Here is a 16,584-nt window from a genome sequence, read left to right on the forward strand (position 1 = left end):
TTTTTAACTAAAATAATAGAAATATTGTCTGATTTCATATATCATTTGTAGTGAGAACTTTTGAATAGAGGTATGTTGTTTTGCTAAAAAGACTAAAAGAAAAATCAAATGATGAAAAGATTAGAAATACAATGAATAAAAGAATTAGTTTTATTTTTGGTGTTATTGTATTCATTTTCGCAGTAATTGTTTTAAGATTGGGTTATTTACAAATTGCTGAAGGATCTCATTATGAACAGCTTATTAAAAACAGTGAAAATTTAACTGTTAATGAAGCTGTGCCAAGAGGCCGAATTTTAGATAGAAACGGTAAAGTTCTCGTTGATAATGCATCTAAAAAGGCGATTACATATGCAAGAGGCAGAAAAACATCCCAATCAGAAGTTTTAAAAATTGCTAAAGACTTGTCTCGCTTAATAGAAATGGATACAGATAAAATTACAGACAGAGATAAGCAAGATTATTGGATTCAAATTCACCCTAATAAAGCTGAAGATTTGATGAAAGAAGAACAAGCATTATTAGAAGATGGCAGTATTTCTCAAGATGATTATGATGAATCATTGTATAAAAAGATTGGTGCTAAACAAACCGATACATTAACTGATGAAGATTTGCAGATACTATCTATTTATCGAGAAATGATGTCTGGATCGGCTTTAGATCCACAAATGATTAAAAACGAAGACGTTAGTGACGAAGAATATGCAGCAGTATCTCAAAAATTATCAGAATTACCAGGAGTCAATACTACAATGGATTGGGATAGAAAATACCCATATGATGATACGTTGAGAGGTATATTTGGTGACGTTTCTACAAGTGAAGAAGGAATACCAAAAGAATTAACAGAAAAGTATTTATCTAAAGGGTATTCACGTAATGATCGAGTAGGTAAATCTTATTTAGAATATCAATATGATGACATTCTAAAAGGTAAGAAGAAAGAAATGAAATATACTACGGATAAATCTGGAGACGTTATTGACTCGAAAGTTATAAATCCAGGCTCACGTGGTGATGATTTAGTTCTTAGTATCGATATAGAACTCCAGAAAAAAACTGAAGAGTATCTAGAAAAACAAATTGACAAATTGCGTAGTGAAGGCGCTAAAGATATGGATAATGCTATGATTGTAGTCCAAAATCCAAACAATGGCGATGTCTTAGCAATGGCAGGTAAACAAATTGATAAGAATGGCGATTTAACAGATTATGATATCGGAACATTCACTTCACAATATGCAGTAGGTTCTTCTATAAAAGGTGGTACACTGTTAGCCGGATACCAAAACAATGCAATTGAGGTAGGCGATGAGATGGTCGACCAACCATTAGAATTTGCTGGCGGACTTAAGAAAAGTTCTTACTTTAACCAAGATGGTAAAGTGACTATTAATGATAAAGAAGCATTGATGCATTCTTCCAACGTTTATATGTTTAAAACAGCATTGAAAATCGCTGGATCTGCATATACACCAAACATGACATTGCCTTCAGATATTTCAGAAGCGGGTCAAAAATTGCGTAAAGGTTTAAACCAAGTTGGTTTAGGAGTTAAAACAGGTATTGATTTACCTAATGAGACAAGTGGACAAATTGAACCTTTAACTGATAATCCAGGTAACTTCTTAGATTTAGCAATTGGTCAGTACGACACATATACACCGTTACAATTATCACAATACGTTTCTACCATTGCTAACGATGGTTATAGAGTACAACCACATATCGGATTAGAAGTAAGAGATGCTACTAATAAAGACACACTTGGTCCAGTAAAAGAGAAATTCAAAGGCGATGTACTTAACAAGGTTAATAACACTGAAGAGGAAGTTAACCAAGTGCAAGAAGGATTTGAAATGGCCTTTAATGAAGAAGAAGGAACAGGATATGAAAGCTTTAATGATACTGAAGTGCCTTCTGCAGGTAAAACAGGAACAGCCGAAGTATTCCAAGATGGCGATCCTAAAGTAAACGCAACATATGTTGGCTATGCACCAATTGAAAATCCACAATTAGCATTTTCAATCGTATATACCAATCAACCCGTACCTGAACCTTGGTTAAACGGCGGAGATTTAGGTAGAGATGTTATAAACTATTATTTTAAAGAAAAAGACAAAAATTAAATCATTTTAAGACACAATTTATTAAAAATACCGACATAGTGGTGTTTATTGAAAAATTAATACTTTTCAATTTTATAACTAAATGGTATGATTAGTAGGTCGTATTTTGAAAAGGTAAGGAGGAATTAGCATGCGCGTAAACGTAACTCTAGCTTGTACTGAATGTGGAGAAAGAAACTACATTACTACAAAAAATAAACGTACTAATCCTGAACGTATAGAAATGAAAAAACATTGTGCTCGTGATAACAAACACACTATGCACCGTGAAACAAAATAATTTATATTTTGAACCAGATTCTTTTAATAGAATCTGGTTATTTTTTTTGGAAGACTACATTAATTATTTTTTAAAAATTGCAGTTTAATGACATTGTAATTCATTAACGTTATAATAACAGAAGTATAATTAACGGGAAGGTGTATGTTATGAGTAAAAAAGTATTACGCCAAGATAAAATTGAATTAATGAAATCTTTTATGTCTAATGACCATAAACAAGTTTCAGATGAATATCTTGCTCACCATTTATTTGATACGAGTGAATATAAATCAGCTAAGCGTGTAGGCGTTGTATTATCTATGCCACATGAAGTAAATACATATGCTATTATTGAGCAAATGCTTACTGAAGGTAAGACTGTTTTTGTACCTGAAACAAATTATCAAAGTAAAGAAATGACATTTAAACATGTAGATAAACTTGACCATATTGGACCAGATGATAAAGGTATTAATCATGTGGAAGCTGATACGGAAATTTCAAATCAATTAGATTTATTAATTGTACCTGGCGTGGTATTTAATCATAGTGGATATCGCATTGGATACGGTGGTGGATATTTTGATAAGTTTTTAAGTCAAAATACACAACCAACGATAAGTTTGCTTTATGACTTCCAACTTGGTGACTTTGAGGTTGAATCACATGATCAGCCCGTTGAAAAATTAATAATAGCAACAACTTAATTATGGAGGCAGAAATGATTACAGAAAAACATTATTGGAAGTGTATCTACACTTGGATTAAATATTTTAATTATCATGTTGTTCATCGTAATCAAGATGATAGTGAAATTTGGTTAGCAAACAAGAAAAAACAGTCTGTTGCTATCTTTGAATTTGGTGCTAATTCCACTCAAGAAGTTAGGTTTGCTAAAAGTAGGATTCAAGAAAACGAAGAGAATATCGTTTCATTTTTAGATTTTTCACCTAAAAATTATGAATTATACATATTCACGGATAAAGCTTTTACTGATGAAAATTTAAATGAATTACAACCACTTAAATTTAAAGTGAAAATTATTAGAGAAGCAAGTCACGCTGAAAGAATTATGCCGAATTTCATAATGAAGAAAATTTATAATAGAGATACTAAACTTACAAAATATCAATATAAACAACGAGCGTTAAATAATAATCCCATTGAAAAACATATGTTGAAGTTTTCTCCTGTGACCTACACATTAATTGCAATCAATATTATTATCTGGCTTGCAATGGTACTGTTTTTAAATCGTTTTTCAGATTTGAAAATGTTAGATGTAGGTGGACTTGTGCACTTTAATGTTGTGCATGGTGAATGGTATAGATTGATTTCATCTATATTTTTACATTACGATTTTGAACATATTTTAATGAATATGCTAAGTTTGTTCATTTTTGGTAAAATTGTAGAATCAATCGTAGGTCATTGGCGAATGTTTGTCATCTACATTGTTGCTGGACTATTTGGTAACTTTGCATCATTGTCATTCAATATTGACACTGTTTCTGCGGGTGCAAGTGGTGCAATATTCGGATTGATTGGTGCCATTTTTGGATTTATGTATGTAGGTAAACAGTTTAATCGTAAGCTTATCGGTCAGTTGCTTATTGTTCTTGTAATAATGATAGGATTATCTTTATTTATGCAAAATATTAACATTGTCGCACACATAGGTGGCTTTGCAGGTGGTCTATTAATTACATTAATTGGCTACTATTATAAAGCAAATCAAAATCGTTTTTGGTTTTTATTAATTCTTATGCTTGTATTATTTATTGCAGCACAAATTCGTATTTTTACGATTAATGAAGATAATATATATAACACAATTATTTCGAATGAAATGAAGCAAGGACAATATAATGAAGCCAAAGATATGGTTGAAGATACGATAGATAAGAACTATGCAGATGATGAAACGTATTATCTGCATGGACTCATCAACGCCACTCTAAACTCAAAATCTGAAGGTGTCGCAAGTTGGAAAAGAGGCTTAAGGTATTTTCCTGACTCCGGTCTATTAAATTATCAACTAGCGATTGCAAGTAGGTCACTTGAAGATGATGATAAAGCTAAAGAATATATAAAAGCTGCACTAAAGGCAGATCCAAGCAATAATGATTATATTAATTTAAATAAAGAATTGAGCGATAATAGTGAATCAAAAGATTAATAATTTTTATGATGTACTTCAGCTTTTAAAAAAGTTTGGCTTTATTATATATTTTAAAGACAAAAATGATATGTATGAAATGATGGAACAAGAAATAAAATCATTGTACGATTATAAATTATTAACAAATGATGAATATTTGAAATGCATATTAATTATTAATCAAAGAAGAATAAATAAATAAAACAAAATATCCCCCTGTAACTATTGTGTTTACAGGGGGATATTTTGTTTTAAGTATTAAAAAGGATAGAAAAGTGCGGATTTTCTAATGAGATATGTTTGTTAATCAAAGGTTTGTCTATTTTTCATGAAATAGAAGTATATATTTATGACGTTGTATTTCGTCTGCAAACCCAACACGTTCCATAATGTTTAAAGTGAAATGTGCGTTTCTACAAGTGAATTAATATAAGTGGGTTGAATGTAGATAATGTAACTTCTTACGTATTCCTAATTTCAACACATCCTCTTTTTGAGAGGCTTTAGTATTTTTATTTAAAACAATACTCATGTGTTGCCATTTGTCTACGTATGGGGCTTTAAGTTTCACGTAATAGCGATATTTTATATCGTCTTGTTTATACTTGAATTTTTTCTGTCGACATTCCGATTCTCTCCTTAAAAAATCAGATGATTCAATATAAGGTCTTCGCGGCTCAACCGTTAATGAGCTATTTTATTAATAGTAAGTGGTAGGCGTACCATGGATTGTAACTTATAATATGACAAATACTTCAGACATATTGGTGTTGCACCTATGTATGTTGCCCTTGTTACAATTTATAAGGTAGTACAGTACATTGTGCCTACTATTTTCATTTAAATTAGTTGCAGGAAATAAGATAAAATAATATTATAATAGTAGTGATGTTTGGTTAAATTATTTAATGGAGGTGCGTCTCATGGCAGACGAAAGTAAATTTGATCAATTTAAAGGTAATGTGAAAGAAACGGCTGGAAACGCAATTGGAAATGATGAGTTAGAAAAAGAAGGTAAAGAAGATAAAGCTTCTGGTAAGGTCAAAGAAGTCGCAGAAAATGCAAAAGATAAAGTTAATGATATCGTTGATAAATTCAAAAAATAATTTTTGATTAATATGAATTGTACTTGTCATACATTTAACAAAGAGGTAGTCACTTTAAGTGTCTACCTCTTTGTTATGTTAAAGTTCTTGCATAGATTTACTACAACGCTAAATCAACGTATGAGATTTAACAAATATAGTATTAGAATATGAAAGAAAGACTCATATTGAGCAATAGAAGATAGTTATTTTGTAAAAGGTTATATACGAATGGAAATGCACATTAGCAACTACTTTGTTTATATGAAATATATATTAGGAAGTCTTATTTAGAGAGATAAGTTTTGTTCGTTATAATTGCAATTGAGAATTGATTAAGATTAAAATGTATATAAGGAAATATCTTGTAATATTTTAAGGGCAAAAAGGGCGGGTTATTTTAAAAACGGTAAAAAAACATAAATTATATATTGGTGTAAAATCTCCAAAACCCTTGATATATAAGCATTTTTGAACTACAGTGAAAGATAGCAAACCCTTTCAAAAAAATAGAGAAGGATGAATAAATTAATGAATAAAATCATATTAGCAGCAGATATTGGTGGAACAACATGTAAATTAGGTGCTTTTGACGAAAATCTTGATCGCTTAGCAAAATGGTCAATTGATACTGATACGTCTGATGCTACTGGCTATTTACTACTAAAAAAAGTTTATGATTCTTTCGTAAATTACATAGATGAATCTGAATATGCTTTTTCAAACGTCATTGGTGTCGGCATAGGTGTCCCTGGTCCAGTGAATTTCGAAACAGGCGAAGTAAATGGAGCAGTTAATTTATATTGGACTGAAAGTGTTAATGTACGACATATATTCCAACAATTTGTAGATTGTCCAGTTTACGTTGATAATGATGCGAACGTTGCAGCCTTAGGTGAAAAACATAAAGGCGCTGGAAATGGCTCAGATGATGTTGTGGCTATAACACTGGGAACCGGATTAGGTGGCGGTATTATTTCTAATGGAGAGATTGTACACGGTCATAACGGTTCTGGCGCAGAGATTGGACACTTTAGAGTAGATCATGATCAGCGTTTCCGTTGTAATTGCGGCAAGTCAGGTTGTATTGAAACCGTAGCCTCTGCAACCGGTGTAGTTAATTTAGTCAATTTTTATTATCCTAAATTAACGTTTAAATCATCAATCTTGCAGTTAATTAAAGATAATGAAGTAAGTGCAAAAGCAGTATTCGATGCGGCTAAGGCTGGAGATCAATTCTGTATTTTCATTACTGAACGTGTAGCAAATTATATTGCCTACCTATGTAGTATTATTAGCGTTACAAGTAATCCTAAATATATTGTTTTAGGTGGTGGCATGTCCACAGCTGGTTTGATATTAATTGAAAATATTAAAACAGAGTATCATAATTTAACATTTACACCCGCACAACAAGGTACAGAAATCGTTCAAGCACAACTTGGAAATGATGCTGGTATTACCGGAGCAGCCGGGTTAATTTATACTTATATAATTGAAAAGGATGGTGTTAAATAATGGCTATTGTTGATGTAGTTGTTATACCAGTTGGTACAGATGGTCCGAGTGTTAGTAAATATATTGCAGAAATACAAACAAAATTAAAAGAATTTAAAGCGCAAGGCAAAATAGATTATCAATTGACTCCTATGAACACTTTAATCGAAGGTGACTTAAAAGATTTATTTGAGGTTGTTCAAGCAATTCATGAATTACCTTTTGATAAAGGCTTAGACCGTGTCTGTACGAATATAAGGATTGATGATCGTCGTGATAAGTCTCGCAAAATGAATGATAAAGTGAAAGCTGTCCAAAATCATTTGGAAAATGGAGGCAACTAGGGTGAGGATTTCGAGTTTAAGTTTAGGTTTAGTTGATACAAATGCATATTTTATTGAAAATGATAAGCAAGTCATTTTAGTAGATCCTGCTAGTGATAGCGAGTTAATTATTAAAAAACTAAATCAAATTAATAAATCACTAAAAGCGGTATTGTTAACACATGCACATTTTGATCATATTGGTGCTTTAGATGATATTGTAAAAAAATATGATGTGCCAGTTTATATGCATAAATCAGAATTTGATTTTTTAACAAATACAGAAAAAAATGGTTCTGAAAAGTTCAAACAATATGGCATGCCAATTATAAAAAGCAAAGCAACACCAATAGAACTTAAAGAAGGTAAAATGCAAATCGCTGACTTTAATTTCGAAGTCCTTCACACACCAGGACATTCTCCAGGTAGTTTGTCATTCGTCTTTAATGAATTTGCAGTTGTTGGTGATACATTATTCAATCAAGGTATAGGCAGAACTGATTTATATAAAGGTGATTATGAAACTTTAGTTAATTCAATATTAGATAAATTGTTCAAACTAGACGATGATTTACCATTATTCCCAGGTCATGGGCCGCACACTACAGTAGAGGATGAGCAATTAAACCCATATCTACACGGTTAATATATCGTCATATCAATTAAGATTATAAAAAAGATTGAAAAATAAAATAAGTAAAGTAATTCTATCACCTCCTACGTGTTTATAAGTAGGAGGTGATTTTTTGAAGTTATTATTTAATAACATACTTGAGAAAGCAATTCAGAGCAATGCTACTGATATACACTTTATACCTTCTGAAAAGGAAGTGCATATCAAATTTAGAATTCAGGATGATCTAACCTTTATTGAGTCGATTCAGATACATGTTTATAGAAAACTGCTTACTTATATGAAATATCAAGCTGGATTAGATGTATCAAAACATAATTCGGCACAAAGTGGAAGATACATATATAAACTAAAACAAATATTTTATTTAAGAATCTCAACGTTACCATTGTCTCTCGGTAATGAAAGTTGTGTCGTTAGAATCATTCCTCAATACTTTCAAAAGCAAAGTATCTCCCATAATATTGAAAAATTGTATACATTAATGAATAAAAAGCAAGGTTTAATATTGTTTAGTGGTCCAACTGGATCTGGTAAAAGCACGTTAATGTATCATATGGTTATGTATGCAAAAGAAAAGTTAGGCTTAAATATCATAACAGTGGAAGATCCGGTGGAACAGTTAGTTGAGGGTATTACTCAAGTTTCTATCAATGAAAAAGCAGGTATTAATTATGAGAGTTCTTTTAAAGCGATACTAAGGTGTGATCCAGACATTATACTTATTGGTGAAGTTAGAGATTCTACAATAGCAAAATATGTAATACAAGCAAGTTTAAGTGGTCACTTGGTACTTACTACAATACATGCTAACAATTGTAAGGGAGCGTTATTAAGATTATTAGAAATGGGCATAACCAAACAAGAAATTAATCAATCTATTTTGAGTGTATTAAACCAAAGACTGATTACAACTTATAACAGTGAAAGAAAATTGATTTATGAACAGTTACTGCAACATGATATAAGTTATTTTTTTAATAATGATTACACATTACCGAAGCATTTTCATAATTTATCCTTTCATTTAAACCAAATGTCTAAAGAAGGTGTGATATGTGAAGAAACAGTTGATCGCTATATTTAAAACACCTAAATATAAGATAATAACCGAGAAAAATCAAATAGAACTTTTAATAAGATTAAAAGATTTACTAGAACATGGATTCACACTTTCTGAAGCCTTTAGCTTTTTATTAAAACATATTAAAGTTAAATCACCTAAAGTAACCGCATTAATTGAAGAAGAATTAAAAAATGGTGCAAACTGTCATCAAATACTTCACATATTAAAATACCCGCAACCTGTTGTGATGCTTATTTATTTCTCAGAGCTATTTAGTGATTTACCTATGAGTTTAGCGCATGCACATGATTATTTATCGAGAAATTATAATGCTAAAAAAGCGTTATTTAAAACACTTCAATATCCTTTACTATTATTAACAATCTTTATAACAATGTTAATCGTTCTAAATCACACTATTATTCCAGAATTTCAAAATTTATATAACAATATGGATGTCCAAATATCGACTTTACAACTATTTTTATCGACATTTATTGTTTATTTTCCTACCTTCATTACTTACCTCATTATATTTCTATTCATTACTTCAATAGCCTTTATCCTTTATTACAATACTTTATCAATACAGCATAAACATAAGTTTGTTTTAGTAGTACCTATCATACGTAAATTTTTCAAACTTTATAAAACGTATCGAATTGCCTCTGAATTCTCATTGTTTTATAAAAATGGTGTGAACTTACAAAAAATAGTGGGGATTTATGCTCAACAACAGAATGATAAATATTTAAAATTTTTAGCTGATCAAATAACACGCGGAACACAAAATGGATTAACACTCAGTGAAATTTTAACTAGCATCGCTTGTTTTGAAAAAGGATTAACAGAATTTATAGAAGAAGGTGAGAAAAAAGGTAGAGTTGAAATAGAATTAAAATTATATAGCGAGATAGTCATTGCACAAATAGAACGTTATTTGCAACAACTCATAAAATTCATTCAACCTTGTATATTCACATTATTAGCTTTTCTCATCGTATCTTTATATCTCGTTATTATGTTACCAATGTTTGATTTAATGCAAACAATAAAATGAAAAGGAAAGGGGTATATACACTTTTTGAAAAACCTTAAAAAACAGTTTAATAAAGAAGCGTTTACACTTATTGAAATGTTGCTTGTTTTATTAATCATAAGTTTATTGCTTATCTTAATCCTGCCTAACATTGCAAAACAGTCATCACATATACAATCTACTGGTTGTGAAGCTCAACTAAAAATGGTAGACAGCCAAATTGAAGCTTATTCATTAAAATACAATAAAAAGCCAACATCAATTGATGATCTTGTATCAGAAGGATATATTAATGAAAGTCAAAAGCATTGTAAAACTGGTTCCACGATTTCAATAAATAATGGTGAAGCAGTTGCTAACTAGTAAGGCATTTACTTATATAGAAATGCTATTGGTTTTAGGTATAGTAAGTTTGTTATTATTTTTGCAAGTAAGACACATCTCTTTAAATGATTCCTCATTCCAATCAAATAATCATTCTATGACGAATCTTATTATGCAATTTAACTATTTAAAATCTAAAGCAATTAAAGATAATAAACCAATTACTTTAATATTCAACACTTTTTCATCAAAAATTATTGTTAGAGAACCCCAACATGAAAATCCTCCTATAAAGTTAACTCATAATACTTATATTCATCCTAGAACAAATGTGAATTATTTAACCTTTGATAAAAATGGTGATACTAATAAATTTGGAACACTTTACCTATCAAGAAATAACCGTTTATATAAAATTGTTTTCCATATTGAAAAAGGAAGGATGAGATTTGAAAAAATATAATGTCACTGCTTCTTTATTTTTAGATGCTATTATTTCTTTCTCAATTATCACTACGATCTGTGTATTATTTTTACCAATGTTATTACAATTAAATCAATCTACAAAAGAAAAATTATCAGAAATAGAAATGAAAAGAATCCTACTTCTTTCAATGCATAACTACAGCAAATCTGAATTGAAAAAAGGTTTGATTTTGGATGGCTATAGTTTAACTCTCAAAGCGAATAAAATTTGTATAATAAAAAAGGAAACAAAAAATGAAATTTGCTATTATAAAAAAGATTAGTGCTTTCACTTATATCGAGATGCTTTTTGCATTAATGATAACTGTATTGTTACTAACTATAATTCCTGGAATATTTAAATCGACTACAGCCTTGGGTTTTCTAGCAAATGATCATCTAAATGTAGAAAGTGAATTATTTGCGAGAGATTTAACTCAAGACTTAATGAATAAAAAGGCAAATATAATCATAGATAAATCAAAAGAGACTCAACTTTTGATTAAAGAGGAAAATAAACTTATATCTTATAACTTTAAAAATAATAAAATTATTAAGTCTATTAATGGAAAGGGAAATATCACAATACTTAATAACGTAAAGGCGATAAAATTTCGAATACTAAAAAATAAATCTTTACTTGTTAACTTGAAAATATTTGATAAGGATAAGACATTTGAAAAACAAATACTTTTTTAATATATCGGGCTATATATATCCTTTTGTGATGGTCATATTTATGCTATATTTATCTTTAATAACAAACTACACGTTCCAATTTAGCGTTCAGCTAAAAACGTTAGATAATATTGAAGCTTATTATGAAAAGCAAATTAACTTATTTATAAAAAAGGAAGATATTTTTGAAAAATAACAATTTAGAGCCAATAATCCTTATAGGATTTATGGGTACTGGCAAAACAACTTTAGGTAAATATCTTGCTAAAGCTGAACACCTCACTTATGTCGATTTAGATGCCTATATCGTTCAACAAGAGAACAAAACAATTCCTAATATTTTTAAACAACTAGGTGAAAGTGGTTTTCGAGCACTAGAATATAAGTATTTAAAACAGTGTATGGATCGTTTTGATATCATTTCTACTGGTGGTGGCATTATAGAAAGTGATAAGTCATTTGACTTTTTAAAACAACAAACCAAAATTATTTGGTTAGATTGTGATTTGACAATTGTTTACAATAGAATCAAGAATGATAACAATAGACCAAATGCTAATAATAAATCACTTTTTGATTTAAAAAGCTTGTATTCATCTAGGGTTTCAAGATATAATGAAATCGCATTCATAAAAGTGAATAGTAGTAATTCTCTTTCAGATTTACACAAAGAAATCAAGAAAGAGTTAACATGCGAATGACCAGTATTAGAGAGAATGGCAGGTTATATTATATATAACATTAGACCATCGCCGAAGGTGCAAGTTTAACGAAACTCTCAGGCAAAAGGATAATACTGTGACGCATTCCTGGAGTGTCATAAACAGGGTAGATTAGTCTACTCTGTTTTTTTTATAAAATTTTTAGGAGGTTTCTTCATGTCTAACGAACTTAAACATACACCGCTTTACCAAAATTTTGTTGATAGCGGGGCTAAAATTGTGGAATTTGGTGGCTGGGCAATGCCAGTTCAGTTTTCAAGTATAAAAGAAGAACATAATGCAGTAAGAACTGAAATTGGCTTGTTTGATGTAAGTCATATGGGAGAAATTATTATTAAAGGTTCTGAAGCAGATAAATTAGTACAATATCTTCTTTCAAATGATATTGAAAACTTAACTACTACTAAAGCTCAATATACCGCGCTATGTAATGAAAATGGTGGGATTATTGATGATTTAATTACTTATAAATTAGATGAAAAAGTTTATCTATTAGTAGTAAATGCTGGAAATACAGATAAAGATTTTGAATGGATGAAAGAAAATGCTATAAATTTTGATGCAGAAGTAATTAATGCATCAAATGACTATGGTCAATTAGCAATTCAAGGCCCGAAAGCACGTGATTTGGTTAAACAACATGTTAACGTTGACGTAGCAGAAATGAAACCTTTTGATTTTAAACAAAACGTTGAATTCTTTGGAAAGAATGTAATCCTTTCACAGTCAGGTTATACAGGTGAAGATGGCTTCGAAATTTATTGTAATGCAGAAGATACACCTGACTTGTGGGAAAAAATTCTTGAATTCGATGTACAACCTTGTGGACTAGGTGCAAGAGACACATTAAGACTTGAAGCTGGACTGCCGCTACATGGTCAAGACTTAACAGAGTCTATAACACCATATGAAGCTGGTATCGCATTTGCTGCAAAACCATTGATAGAAGCTGACTTTATTGGCAAAAGTGTACTAAAAGATCAAAAAGAAAATGGTTCTAAACGCAGAACTGTAGGTATAGAAATGATAGACAAAGGCATTCCAAGAACTGGTTACACAGTCTATGATTTAGATGGCCATGAAATTGGTGAAATCACTTCTGGTACACAGTCACCATTAAGTGGTAAATCAATTGGGTTAGCTTTAATCAATCGCGATGCTTTTGAAATGGGTAAAGAAGTGATTGTACAAGTTAGAAAAAGGCAACTTAAGGCTAAAATTGTTAAGAAAAACCAAATTACTAAATAATCCAAAGGGGTGTTACTATGAGTCATCGTTATATTCCATTAACAGAGCAAGATAAAAAGGAAATGTTAGATACTATTGGAGCTAATTCTATTAAAGAACTTTTTGGAGACGTTCCAAAAGATATTTTACTGGGAAGAGAATTAGCTATACCTGATGCTGAATCAGAAACAACATTAAGTAAGCGATTGAGCAGAATCGCAAACAAAAATATCACCAAAGAAACGCATTCATCATTTTTAGGTGCAGGGGTATATGATCACTATGCTCCAGCTGTTGTTGATTCAATGATTTCACGTTCAGAATTTTATACTGCTTATACACCTTATCAACCAGAAATTTCTCAAGGTGAATTACAAGCGATTTTCGAATTTCAAACGTTAATTTGTGAATTAACTGATATGGATATAGCAAACTCGTCAATGTATGATGGTATTACAAGTTTTGCAGAAGCATGTATTTTAGCTTTCAACCAAACACGTAAAAACAAAGTTGTTGTATCAAAAGGACTACATTATCAAGCTTTACAGGTATTAAGAACTTATGTTAAAACACGTGAAGAATTTGAAATCGTTGAAGTTGATTTAGATGGCACGATTACAGATTTAGATAAGCTTGAAGCAGCGGTTGATGATGATACAGCAGCTGTTGCTGTACAATATCCAAACTTCTATGGTTCTGTTGAAGATTTAGAAAAAATCAATTCATTTATTGAAGACAAAAAGGCTTTAATGATTGTATACGCAAACCCGCTTGCATTAGGTTTATTAACACCTCCAGGTAGTTTCGGAGCAGACATAGTTGTCGGAGATACACAACCATTTGGTATACCTGCACAATTTGGTGGGCCTCATTGTGGGTTCTTCGCAACAACTAAAAAATTAATGAGAAAAATACCTGGCCGTTTGGTAGGACAAACCGAAGATGGAGATGGCAATCGTGGTTTTGTATTGACTTTACAAGCACGTGAACAACATATTCGTCGTGATAAAGCGACATCAAATATATGTTCAAACCAAGCATTAAATGCTTTGGCTTCCTCAATTTGTATGTCAGCTTTAGGTAAACAAGGTATTTATGATATCGCGGTACGAAACTTTGAAAATGCTAACTATGCAAAAGATCAATTCAAACAAGCTGGTTTTGAAGTTGCTAATGGCACATCTTTTAATGAGTTTGTAGTTAAATTCGACAAACCAGTTAAAGAAGTTAATGATGCTTTAATTGAAGAAGGAATTATCGGAGGATTTGACTTAAGTGAAGCTTCTGAAGACTTTAATAATCATATGTTAGTTGCGGTAACAGAATTAAGAATGAAAGATGAAATAGACACATTTGTTAAGAAAGCGGGTGAATTAAATGGTAGTAAGTAAATCTAGTCCACTAATTTTTGAACGTTCTAAAAAGGATCGTTATGCATACTCGTTACCTCAGAAAGAAATTGATAATGGTGCTGTAGATAAATTATTAGATGATAAATTCATCAGAAAAAATAAAGCAGAATTACCAGAAGTTGCAGAATTAAATTTGGTTCGCCATTATACCGAACTCTCAAACAAAAACTTTGGCGTTGATTCAGGATTTTATCCATTAGGCTCATGTACGATGAAATATAATCCTAAAATTAATGAAAAAATTGCAAGAATACCAGGATTTGCAGAATCACATCCATTACAAGATGAATCACAAGTACAAGGCTCATTAGAAATTATTCATAGCCTACAAGAAGAGTTAAAAGAAATTACAGGTATGGATGAAGTTACATTACAACCAGCTGCGGGTGCACATGGTGAATGGACAGCATTAATGATTTTCAAAGCCTATCATCAAAAAAATGGCGAAGGTCACCGTGACGAAGTTATTGTTCCTGATTCGGCTCATGGTACCAATCCAGCTTCAGCTGCATTTGCAGGATTCAAAGCAGTTACTGTTAAATCAAATGAGCGCGGTGAAGTTGATATTGATGATTTGAAACGTTTAGTTAATGAAAAAACGGCAGCAATTATGCTAACTAATCCTAATACTTTAGGGATTTTTGAAAAGAATATTATGGACATCAGAAATATCGTTCATGAAGCAGGCGGCCTATTATACTACGATGGTGCAAATTTAAATGCAATTATGGATAAAGTAAGACCAGGTGATATGGGATTTGACGCTGTACACTTAAACTTACACAAAACATTCACAGGTCCTCACGGTGGCGGTGGACCAGGTTCAGGTCCAGTAGGTGTTAAGAAAGAACTAGCTAGTTTCTTACCAAAACCTATGGTTATTAAAGAAGATAACGAATATAAATATGATAATGATATTGAAAATTCAATCGGTCGCGTTAAACCGTTCTACGGTAACTTTGGAATTTATTTAAGAGCATATACTTACATTCGTACGATGGGTAATAAAGGTCTTGAAGAAGTTTCAGAAGCTGCTGTGTTAAATGCTAACTATATTAAGGCTCGATTAAAAGACCACTTTGAAATACCATATGAACAATATTGTAAACACGAATTTGTGCTAAGTGGTTCTAAACAAAAAGAACACGGTGTGCGTACATTAGATATGGCTAAACGTTTGCTAGACTTCGGTGTTCATCCACCTACAATTTATTTCCCACTTAACGTGGATGAAGGTATGATGATTGAACCGACAGAAACTGAGTCAAAAGAAACTTTAGATTATTTCTGTGATAAAATGATTGAAATAGCTAATGAAGCTAAAGAAGATCCAGACAAAGTATTGGAAGCACCTCATACTACAATTATAGATAGATTGGATGAAACGAAAGCTGCACGTCATCCAGTATTGAAATTTGAAAATCTACGTTCAGAAAAAGAATAAAATTTTTGAGTAATGAATACTCATGCTCATAATAAAAGTACTACTCCGTTGAAATTATAATCGGAGTAGTACTTTTTTATATTAAATTCTTATGATTAATCAAAATCGTTTCA

19 protein-coding genes and 1 riboswitch are annotated in these 16,584 nt (G+C 31.0%); all 19 genes read left to right on the forward strand.

The features are described from left to right. Window positions 1-80 precede the first annotated feature (80 nt). Window positions 81-2,132, forward strand: a complete 2,052-nt coding sequence (locus AAA453_RS08100; RefSeq protein ID WP_427704355.1) for a peptidoglycan D,D-transpeptidase FtsI family protein — start codon at window positions 81-83, stop codon at window positions 2,130-2,132. A gap of 130 nt (window positions 2,133-2,262) precedes the next feature. After that, entirely contained in the window at window positions 2,263-2,412 is a 150-nt protein-coding gene (gene rpmG / locus AAA453_RS08105; RefSeq protein ID WP_002483181.1) for a 50S ribosomal protein L33, read from the forward strand. A gap of 149 nt (window positions 2,413-2,561) precedes the next feature. Further along, entirely contained in the window at window positions 2,562-3,101 is a 540-nt protein-coding gene (locus tag AAA453_RS08110; protein WP_069815510.1) for a 5-formyltetrahydrofolate cyclo-ligase, read from the forward strand. 14 nt (window positions 3,102-3,115) lie between these two features. Then, complete coding sequence (locus AAA453_RS08115) at window positions 3,116-4,573, forward strand: rhomboid family intramembrane serine protease (RefSeq protein ID WP_427704356.1); 1,458 nt, start codon at window positions 3,116-3,118, stop codon at window positions 4,571-4,573. Continuing rightward, a complete protein-coding gene (locus tag AAA453_RS08120; RefSeq protein WP_069815514.1) occupies window positions 4,557-4,757 on the forward strand; it encodes a YqgQ family protein in 201 nt (66 codons plus the stop codon). The genes AAA453_RS08115 and AAA453_RS08120 overlap by 17 nt, the downstream gene beginning before the upstream one ends. Window positions 4,758-5,478: 721 nt before the next feature. Further along, window positions 5,479-5,661 carry a CsbD family protein gene (locus AAA453_RS08125; protein ID WP_046465431.1) on the forward strand — a complete coding sequence of 61 codons (183 nt, stop codon included), beginning with the start codon at window positions 5,479-5,481 and terminating at the stop codon, window positions 5,659-5,661. 510 nt (window positions 5,662-6,171) lie between these two features. Beyond that, a complete protein-coding gene (locus AAA453_RS08130; RefSeq protein WP_046465430.1) occupies window positions 6,172-7,158 on the forward strand; it encodes a glucokinase in 987 nt (328 codons plus the stop codon). After that, entirely contained in the window at window positions 7,158-7,481 is a 324-nt protein-coding gene (locus tag AAA453_RS08135) for an MTH1187 family thiamine-binding protein (RefSeq protein ID WP_046465429.1), read from the forward strand. The genes AAA453_RS08130 and AAA453_RS08135 overlap by 1 nt, the downstream gene beginning before the upstream one ends. A 1-nt stretch (window position 7,482) precedes the next feature. Continuing rightward, on the forward strand, window positions 7,483-8,106 hold the full coding sequence (locus tag AAA453_RS08140; RefSeq protein ID WP_046465428.1) for an MBL fold metallo-hydrolase: 624 nt from the start codon (window positions 7,483-7,485) through the stop codon (window positions 8,104-8,106). Between the two features lie 100 nt (window positions 8,107-8,206). Then, window positions 8,207-9,181, forward strand: a complete 975-nt coding sequence (comGA, locus tag AAA453_RS08145) for a competence type IV pilus ATPase ComGA (protein WP_427704357.1) — start codon at window positions 8,207-8,209, stop codon at window positions 9,179-9,181. Continuing rightward, window positions 9,153-10,220, forward strand: coding sequence for a competence type IV pilus assembly protein ComGB (gene comGB, locus AAA453_RS08150; RefSeq protein WP_427704359.1), 1,068 nt, complete (start codon window positions 9,153-9,155; stop codon window positions 10,218-10,220). The genes comGA and comGB overlap by 29 nt, the downstream gene beginning before the upstream one ends. 24 nt (window positions 10,221-10,244) lie before the next feature. Then, entirely contained in the window at window positions 10,245-10,562 is a 318-nt protein-coding gene (gene comGC, locus AAA453_RS08155; protein ID WP_427704361.1) for a competence type IV pilus major pilin ComGC, read from the forward strand. Continuing rightward, window positions 10,540-10,986, forward strand: coding sequence for a competence type IV pilus minor pilin ComGD (comGD, locus tag AAA453_RS08160; protein WP_427704362.1), 447 nt, complete (start codon window positions 10,540-10,542; stop codon window positions 10,984-10,986). Before comGC ends, comGD begins: the two co-directional genes overlap by 23 nt. Beyond that, window positions 10,973-11,272: a hypothetical protein gene (locus AAA453_RS08165; protein WP_427704363.1), complete on the forward strand. Its 300-nt coding sequence runs from the start codon at window positions 10,973-10,975 to the stop codon at window positions 11,270-11,272. The genes comGD and AAA453_RS08165 overlap by 14 nt, the downstream gene beginning before the upstream one ends. Beyond that, window positions 11,244-11,687 carry a competence type IV pilus minor pilin ComGF gene (gene comGF / locus AAA453_RS08170; protein ID WP_427704365.1) on the forward strand — a complete coding sequence of 148 codons (444 nt, stop codon included), beginning with the start codon at window positions 11,244-11,246 and terminating at the stop codon, window positions 11,685-11,687. Before AAA453_RS08165 ends, comGF begins: the two co-directional genes overlap by 29 nt. Window positions 11,688-11,851: 164 nt before the next feature. Beyond that, window positions 11,852-12,367 carry a shikimate kinase gene (locus AAA453_RS08175; RefSeq protein ID WP_427704366.1) on the forward strand — a complete coding sequence of 172 codons (516 nt, stop codon included), beginning with the start codon at window positions 11,852-11,854 and terminating at the stop codon, window positions 12,365-12,367. Further along, a riboswitch (glycine riboswitch) is annotated at window positions 12,364-12,470 on the forward strand. Its footprint overlaps the gene before it by 4 nt. 74 nt (window positions 12,471-12,544) lie before the next feature. Continuing rightward, window positions 12,545-13,636 (forward strand): glycine cleavage system aminomethyltransferase GcvT, encoded by a 1,092-nt coding sequence (gene gcvT, locus AAA453_RS08180; RefSeq protein ID WP_427704368.1) that lies wholly within the window; start codon window positions 12,545-12,547, stop codon window positions 13,634-13,636. A gap of 17 nt (window positions 13,637-13,653) precedes the next feature. Further along, a complete protein-coding gene (gene gcvPA / locus AAA453_RS08185; RefSeq protein ID WP_427704369.1) occupies window positions 13,654-15,006 on the forward strand; it encodes an aminomethyl-transferring glycine dehydrogenase subunit GcvPA in 1,353 nt (450 codons plus the stop codon). Continuing rightward, window positions 14,993-16,471 carry an aminomethyl-transferring glycine dehydrogenase subunit GcvPB gene (gene gcvPB, locus AAA453_RS08190; protein WP_427704371.1) on the forward strand — a complete coding sequence of 493 codons (1,479 nt, stop codon included), beginning with the start codon at window positions 14,993-14,995 and terminating at the stop codon, window positions 16,469-16,471. The genes gcvPA and gcvPB overlap by 14 nt, the downstream gene beginning before the upstream one ends. Window positions 16,472-16,584 lie beyond the last annotated feature (113 nt).

Source organism: Staphylococcus parequorum, from assembly GCF_039237145.1.
Taxonomy (GTDB): domain Bacteria; phylum Bacillota; class Bacilli; order Staphylococcales; family Staphylococcaceae; genus Staphylococcus; species Staphylococcus equorum_A.

What these genes read in the sequence shown, in the direction of transcription:
- rpmG (WP_002483181.1), top strand. Translation starts at nt 2,263, where the DNA reads ATGCGCGTAAACGTAACTCTAGCTTGTACTGAATGTGGAGAAAGAAAC.
- AAA453_RS08115 (WP_427704356.1), top strand. Translation starts at nt 3,116, where the DNA reads ATGATTACAGAAAAACATTATTGGAAGTGTATCTACACTTGGATTAAA.
- AAA453_RS08135 (WP_046465429.1), top strand. Translation starts at nt 7,158, where the DNA reads ATGGCTATTGTTGATGTAGTTGTTATACCAGTTGGTACAGATGGTCCG.
- AAA453_RS08110 (WP_069815510.1), top strand. Translation starts at nt 2,562, where the DNA reads ATGAGTAAAAAAGTATTACGCCAAGATAAAATTGAATTAATGAAATCT.
- gcvPB (WP_427704371.1), top strand. Translation starts at nt 14,993, where the DNA reads ATGGTAGTAAGTAAATCTAGTCCACTAATTTTTGAACGTTCTAAAAAG.
- gcvT (WP_427704368.1), top strand. Translation starts at nt 12,545, where the DNA reads ATGTCTAACGAACTTAAACATACACCGCTTTACCAAAATTTTGTTGAT.
- AAA453_RS08130 (WP_046465430.1), top strand. Translation starts at nt 6,172, where the DNA reads ATGAATAAAATCATATTAGCAGCAGATATTGGTGGAACAACATGTAAA.
- comGD (WP_427704362.1), top strand. Translation starts at nt 10,540, where the DNA reads ATGGTGAAGCAGTTGCTAACTAGTAAGGCATTTACTTATATAGAAATG.
- gcvPA (WP_427704369.1), top strand. Translation starts at nt 13,654, where the DNA reads ATGAGTCATCGTTATATTCCATTAACAGAGCAAGATAAAAAGGAAATG.
- comGF (WP_427704365.1), top strand. Translation starts at nt 11,244, where the DNA reads ATGAAATTTGCTATTATAAAAAAGATTAGTGCTTTCACTTATATCGAG.
- AAA453_RS08125 (WP_046465431.1), top strand. Translation starts at nt 5,479, where the DNA reads ATGGCAGACGAAAGTAAATTTGATCAATTTAAAGGTAATGTGAAAGAA.